The sequence below is a fragment of the Spirosoma jeollabukense genome, from assembly GCF_054777855.1.
Window position 1 is genome coordinate 1 of record NZ_BAAHAD010000036.1, and the last position, 5,751, is coordinate 5,751.

Sequence of the window (5,751 nt, forward strand, 5' to 3'; positions counted from 1 at the left end):
GTCAGGTCAATGGTACGTCGCTTGCCCAAAGTTCAGTCGGTTTAGCAGCAAAGAACTAAAAACAATATCTATTAAACTAATTTTGTCTTATTACTTAAGGTAGTCGAGGGAGCAAACAGAGCCGTACCGCATTGGGAGCCGTTGCTGGTGGCCACAATGCGGTACGGCGTACTACTTAGATTGACCATGTTACGATAGTCATTATCTAAAAACGTGTTGGTGGCCGTGCTCCCTGTACCATTGGTGGCCCGAATAATCAGTAATTGATTGGTGGCCGGGGCATCAAACAAACGAAGCGACTGATCTAATTCTGGAATCATGTCCCGGACGCTGGCATTACTGACCGAGTTACCAAATATATTATACGAAAAATTGATGCTACCTGCCAGGCGGGCTGCCATCTGAACGCCTAACGGTACATTCGCTCCCCGATGAGGACTATCGTGGGTAATAAGCAGCCGCGTTTGCGTATCGATGTTGTTCCGGACCATTTGTGCCAGCGCGTAACGTCCAATCAAACCACCCATGCTTTGACCCATCACCACATTTTGCGAATCGCCTGATTGCTTTTGGCCGTTTACCCACTGAATAACTTCCTGTAGCAGCGCAGCATTGCGCGGAATATCGTCCGTACCGTTGTTATAGTCCAGAAACACCAGATCGTAGCCTGCATTATCTAAAGCAGCATTAAAATCATACGAGTTGGGACTGGCACCGCCTAAATTATTAATGGCGGCAATGAAATCTCTAAACGTATAATTATCAGCTAAAAGTGGGGCTACGGTATGGGGATCGTAGCCCTCAGCCACAATAAGTGGTTTAACAATTCGACGGGGTGAGGAGGTATTATTTTGGCTATAATGGATGAAAGCTACTCCTCCCGAATGGCTACCGGAAGGAAAAAAGGTTTGTGTCGCATCAAACAGTTGGCTATACCGGCAGCCTACACATACATCGATATCAAGCACTTGCAAATCGAAATGACTCTCGACTGTACTACCCACGGAAGGAGTAACCCTTACCTTGACTCGTTTGCCACCGGTGCTGGAAAACGTATGGCTTATAGGCGTTCCCCAACTGGCAGACTGATAACCAGCCCCTTCGCCAAAATCAATCTCAATGGCATTGATCGATGGCCCATTCCCCCAAACCAGTGAAGAATTAAAGACAAACGAAAGTTGATTCGACGAAGAAAATGATTTAGCGGGGGCAACGGCAAATAGATTACGTTCCTCATAAGGACTTTGTGGCCGCCCGGGTACGTCATAAAGCTGGTCGTTTGACACACTCAACAAGTTATTGCTTACGGCATCCGATTTTAACGTATTATACTTAGCCAGTAAGGTTGAAATCGGAATAGTTGACGAACTGCTCAAGGCGTTCTGAATCGCCGTATTGACTGAACCAGGAGAACTGCCGGGAATACTGGTCGGGCTAGGTAGGCGCTGTACCAGGTAGCATAAAGAAGCTGCCAGATTTGGGTATTCGTTACATTATTGCTGTTGAGACCGCCATCAAAATTTTCGAGTGGCATCAAGGGATAGGCATATTCCGATAGATAACCCGTAGTGATGTCAGCCTTGTTAACATTGGCAAACACACTGTTCATTTTTGTCCGGTAGTCATCGGGTGACTGAGCCTTTATTCTGACTGTTGAGACAAGCAGGACAAGCAGGAAGATGTGCAATTTCATAGTTTTTAACCGTTAAATGGGAATAAAAAAGTTAAAACGTCATGTCAAAGCGGCCATCGGTTATTCTGATTATCTTAGGGCAACTGGGCATTGAATCCTTTTTGGTTATAGTAAACTCAAAGCGACCCGCCATAATACGCTTGGCCATATCCAGTTTCGTAATTGTTAAGCTACCCACGCGGGTATCACCTGTTTCGTTATATATGCACGTAGTTTGTTTTGTTTTATCACGTTCATCCTGGGTGCCGGTTGAATAATCGCCGACACCAGCTTTATCCACTGTATTGAGCGAATACTGACCTGGTTTCACCAGTTGGCCAATCGCCACATCGATGTAGTCTCGGGTACTAATCAGCTGATCCTTCGCATCGCGGTACCATCTTGTGGCTTTTAGACTCATCGTTCCCCCATCGAACCCAGGGTCATAGGACAAATCCACACCAGAAGGTATAGCCAGGCCAACACTGGCTCGGGGCAACCAGACGTCTCCATTGACCCGGCATCCAAACGTATTTTTGCCTTCCTGCGTTTCAGCCGGTAATTGGTCAGAAGGAGCCGGCTCAGGATTGCAGCTACAGCGACCTAAACTAAATACTAACCAGAGAAGTGTAAAAACATGAATAGGCTTCATAAGAGGTGAAAGTTTTTATTTACATAAAAAGTAGCTAGTCGAGCATATGAGCCTAAGGTATCGGCTAATTTCTATTTGGCGGACGAGCCAAAAAGTTAATACTTTTCATAACAGGCTAATTACCAGTAGTATTCCCTATTCTTTACCACAATAAAAAAGCCTTACTACTCCCTATTGCTTGACTTTTCATCTATAGTTTAACGCCAATCCATTTGCAACGGGTACCAGCCCTACTTTGAGACTATATATCGTACCAAGCCCTTCAACTCTCTATTCTTTTGTTACCGCTTTTTAGATTCCAAAATAAAGCGGAAGGTTGTAGTGCTTACAAAATAATATTGAGTAAATAAAAAATACCAATTGTGTTTTTGAGATTTAGGGGTGCTCTTATGTTCGCCATCGTTGAAGGCCAAATAACGTGGGAGACCGGTTTGAAAAATGTCTGACTACTCGTTGAAGCCCCAACTGGACTTGCGACAAAACACTGGAGGTGGTCCCCGGGACAAATTTTAAGCAACATTTTGCAGTTGCCCATTATAATAATCAAAAGGGGAAAGATAGCCTAGCGCCGACCGGGGTGGCCACTGCGATGCCGGAGCAGTTCCTTCGTTGACGATTATACCGCACGGGTAGCCCCGCAGACTTCAATGTATTCAAAAACAGCCTATTCAGCTATGGCTTGAGTTTGGAAATCCTGCTGGTACACCAATTCCGACTTTAGGCTTTTGAATCGGATCGATTTCTAGGATTAAAGCTCTATTCCTGTGACAGTTATCTTAAAGGCGGGTCGTAAATTATCCACTAAAAAGGCAAAAAAACCAAGTAACGAATCTAGGGACCACCCTAGGATTTGTAGCTATAACTCCTTATCTGTAATAGACAAGGTAGCTGAAGGGACCAGTCCTGTCCGAATGCCAATCGGAAAATCGTACACCATACAGCACGCTCGAAACACCACGATTTCATGCAAAACGATAAAGGGGAAAGGGAGGGAGCTATATTGCTCATTAACAGCCACTAAGGCCAAGGAATCCGGGGGGGGATGCGTAAATTAATACTACTAGCAAGCCCCCCTTATGAAAGTTGAATTACCTATCCCTGGGCAAACCCAACAGCTCGTATGCCTTTAGGTTTGTGCCATGATATTATTCCAAGGTTCACTTTTCGATTGTAGTTACCTTGTATACTCACAAATGTGAGCTACCCCTACTGCTTCGGCAGGCCCCGCAGAGTTGCCTTAAAGCGTATGCCAGGTAAGACCTATCAGTAGATCTAAGCCTCTGTGGGGTTCTTGAACACCAGATCCAACGGGGTGGCCCGAGCCATAGAAATGCGGGCTAACGACCCATTAGAAAGCGGGGCGCCCCGTGGCGTAATGGCTTTTGTTCAGGATGCGGTTTATTGTTCCCTTTTAATCTCTACAAAATAATGAACCAGGCCTGTCAGTACCGCTACTTTATTGGAATCGATGTCTCAAAAAGCGAACTTGATTTTGCTGTAGTCGAGTCGAATCAGTTGCTGTTTCACCTTGAAGTGAGTAACGATCGTAAGGGTATCCAAACCTTCCTTCGCCAACTTAAGGCAACCACGAAAGCTACTATTCACAATAGCCTTTTCTGTCTCGAGCACACGGGTATTTACAACAACCCATTATTAACGTTTCTTTTACCAAAGCAAGCCTCTATTTGGGTTGAGAAAGCCACTCAGCTTAGGGAAAGTATGGGCGTAAGCCGGATTAAGAACGATAAGGTCGACGCGATTAAAATCGCCCGATATGCCTATAAAAACTGGGAGGATGCCCACTTATGGCAACCCAAGCGTGAAATAGTTGAGCAACTTGATCGATTAACCGCCATTCGCAAACGCTTGGTTAGTGCCATCCATATGCTCAATGTCCCGCTGACCGAATCAACCGGCTTTGTTAGTAAAAGTGATTTAAAAAACGATACCAAGACTTGTACTCATTCACTGACTGCTCTCAAGAAAGACTTAAAAGGAATAGATGCTGCCATCCGGGAAGTCATCAATTCAGATCCAGAACTGAATAGTTTGTTCGAGATCGTCACCTCAATTAAAGGTGTTGGGGTAGCTGTGGCGACCGAAATTATCATCACGACCAATGAATTCAAGGATTTCAAAGATCCTAAGAAGTTCGCTTGTTATGCAGGAGTGGTGGTGCCTTTTGAGCAGAGCTCTGGTCGCAAACGAGGCAAACCTCAAGTGAGCCGAATCGCGAATAAAAAGGTAAAAGCCCTATTGCACTTAGCGGCCTTATCAGCCAGTCGCCATTCGGATGAGTTTCGGGCCTATTGTGATCGTAAAGTCGCCGAAGGCAAAAACAAAATGTTAGTCCTCAATAACATTCGCAATAAGATCGTGTTACGCATTTTCGCTTGCGTCCGGCGCGGGCAGAAATATGAAAATATTTATTCTTCCCCTCTTGTATGAATCATAGAAATCTACTGATTAGATTGGACAGATATTAAAAAGTAAATGTCTCGTAATACCCTCCCATTTGAGACGAGGGGACGAATTTTTTGGTGAACTCTTTCGAGCAAGAGTCAGACTATCTCTGTTAGAGATATACGGAATTTAAGCTCTTAATAGCTTCAGACCTTGACTTTCGTAAAAGGGAAAATTACCATCGTGGCTTATAAGAATCAACCGCTCGGCAATGGCCTGGCTAATCAGAATATGGTCGAAGGGATCATTGTGTATCGGGATCAAGGCTTCCAATTTTGCTAGGTGGACGATCTTCGATGGCAGAAGTTTCACGCCTAGCGTTTCGCGTAACGCATTGGCAATGTCGGCAATGGTAATCCCATTTAATTGAAAATCAGCCCGCTTGAGCTTAGCCTTGATGACAATCTCACGAAGGCTTTCATAGCTGACGTAAAATTCATTAGCCCGTTTTGAAGAATCATTTTAACTGGGGCTTGTAAATCGGGCGAATCGGTTAGCCACCAGATCAGGATGTGCGTATCCAGTAAATATTTCTTCATTTCTTAATCGTCACGCGCAGGTCATCCACCCAAGCCGACGACTCGCTGACGATTTTGTCCTTGAATAAGCCTAGCCCTGCCTTCATATTTGACTTGTTGGCAAGCTGGCCACTGGCAGAGGACTTTTTAACTGACGTTTTGGAGGTTTTGGTATCTGTTGCCATTGCCTGTAGGGTTGCTTTACAAATATAACGTTTTTACCCCGAAGTTAAGTTTTGATAGCGCAGGGCAACTGTCAAAGCTTATTAAGCTCATCCTCCTGAAGTTCGGCTAGCTCCCCCAAAGCGAGACGAATAAGGCTTCACGTATCTGATTCTTAAAACGGGCATTTTTTAATAACTGTCAACAACTATCTGTAGCATACGCGTTGTATTTTTCGGTTTTTTGTTGACACAAAGCTCCGGTGCCACCCCCCTAATAAATAA

Annotated in this window: 7 protein-coding genes; 2 read left to right on the plus strand and 5 right to left on the minus strand. The window is 44.8% G+C overall.

What is annotated here, in order from left to right; translation table 11 throughout:
- Nucleotides 1–71 precede the first annotated feature (71 nt).
- The 3 genes from ACYVEA_RS34150 to ACYVEA_RS34160 are packed head-to-tail and all read right to left on the minus strand — an operon-like array spanning nt 72 to nt 2,324.
- Entirely contained in the window at nt 72–1,376 is a 1,305-nt protein-coding gene (locus ACYVEA_RS34150) for an esterase/lipase family protein (protein WP_461117868.1), read from the minus strand.
- Entirely contained in the window at nt 1,373–1,693 is a 321-nt protein-coding gene (locus tag ACYVEA_RS34155; protein WP_461117869.1) for a hypothetical protein, read from the minus strand. Before ACYVEA_RS34155 ends, ACYVEA_RS34150 begins: the two co-directional genes overlap by 4 nt.
- Before the next feature lie 31 nt (nt 1,694–1,724).
- Nucleotides 1,725–2,324 carry a Riean_0653 family protein gene (locus tag ACYVEA_RS34160; protein WP_461117870.1) on the minus strand — a complete coding sequence of 200 codons (600 nt, stop codon included), beginning with the start codon at nt 2,322–2,324 and terminating at the stop codon, nt 1,725–1,727.
- A 1,428-nt stretch (nt 2,325–3,752) separates the two neighbouring features.
- On the opposite strand from ACYVEA_RS34160, the gene ACYVEA_RS34165 reads away from it, so the two are divergent.
- Both ACYVEA_RS34165 and ACYVEA_RS34170 read left to right on the plus strand, forming a co-directional pair.
- A complete protein-coding gene (locus ACYVEA_RS34165) occupies nt 3,753–4,772 on the plus strand; it encodes an IS110 family RNA-guided transposase (RefSeq protein ID WP_461117871.1) in 1,020 nt (339 codons plus the stop codon).
- Between the two features lie 168 nt (nt 4,773–4,940).
- Nucleotides 4,941–5,069, plus strand: a complete 129-nt coding sequence (locus ACYVEA_RS34170; protein ID WP_461117872.1) for a hypothetical protein — start codon at nt 4,941–4,943, stop codon at nt 5,067–5,069.
- A gap of 80 nt (nt 5,070–5,149) precedes the next feature.
- Here ACYVEA_RS34170 and ACYVEA_RS34175 read toward each other — a convergent pair whose 3' ends face one another.
- Complete coding sequence (locus tag ACYVEA_RS34175; protein ID WP_461117873.1) at nt 5,150–5,326, minus strand: hypothetical protein; 177 nt, start codon at nt 5,324–5,326, stop codon at nt 5,150–5,152.
- The gene (locus ACYVEA_RS34180; protein WP_461117874.1) at nt 5,323–5,490 is read right to left on the minus strand and encodes a hypothetical protein; all 168 of its coding nucleotides are present in this window, start codon (nt 5,488–5,490) and stop codon (nt 5,323–5,325) included. The genes ACYVEA_RS34175 and ACYVEA_RS34180 overlap by 4 nt, the downstream gene beginning before the upstream one ends.
- Nucleotides 5,491–5,751 lie beyond the last annotated feature (261 nt).

Excerpts from the sequence above, each read along its gene's own strand:
- ACYVEA_RS34165 (WP_461117871.1), top strand. The coding sequence starts at position 3,753 with ATGAACCAGGCCTGTCAGTACCGCTACTTTATTGGAATCGATGTCTCA.
- ACYVEA_RS34175 (WP_461117873.1), bottom strand. The coding sequence starts at position 5,326 with ATGAAGAAATATTTACTGGATACGCACATCCTGATCTGGTGGCTAACC.
- ACYVEA_RS34160 (WP_461117870.1), bottom strand. The coding sequence starts at position 2,324 with ATGAAGCCTATTCATGTTTTTACACTTCTCTGGTTAGTATTTAGTTTA.
- ACYVEA_RS34180 (WP_461117874.1), bottom strand. The coding sequence starts at position 5,490 with ATGGCAACAGATACCAAAACCTCCAAAACGTCAGTTAAAAAGTCCTCT.
- ACYVEA_RS34155 (WP_461117869.1), bottom strand. The coding sequence starts at position 1,693 with ATGAAATTGCACATCTTCCTGCTTGTCCTGCTTGTCTCAACAGTCAGA.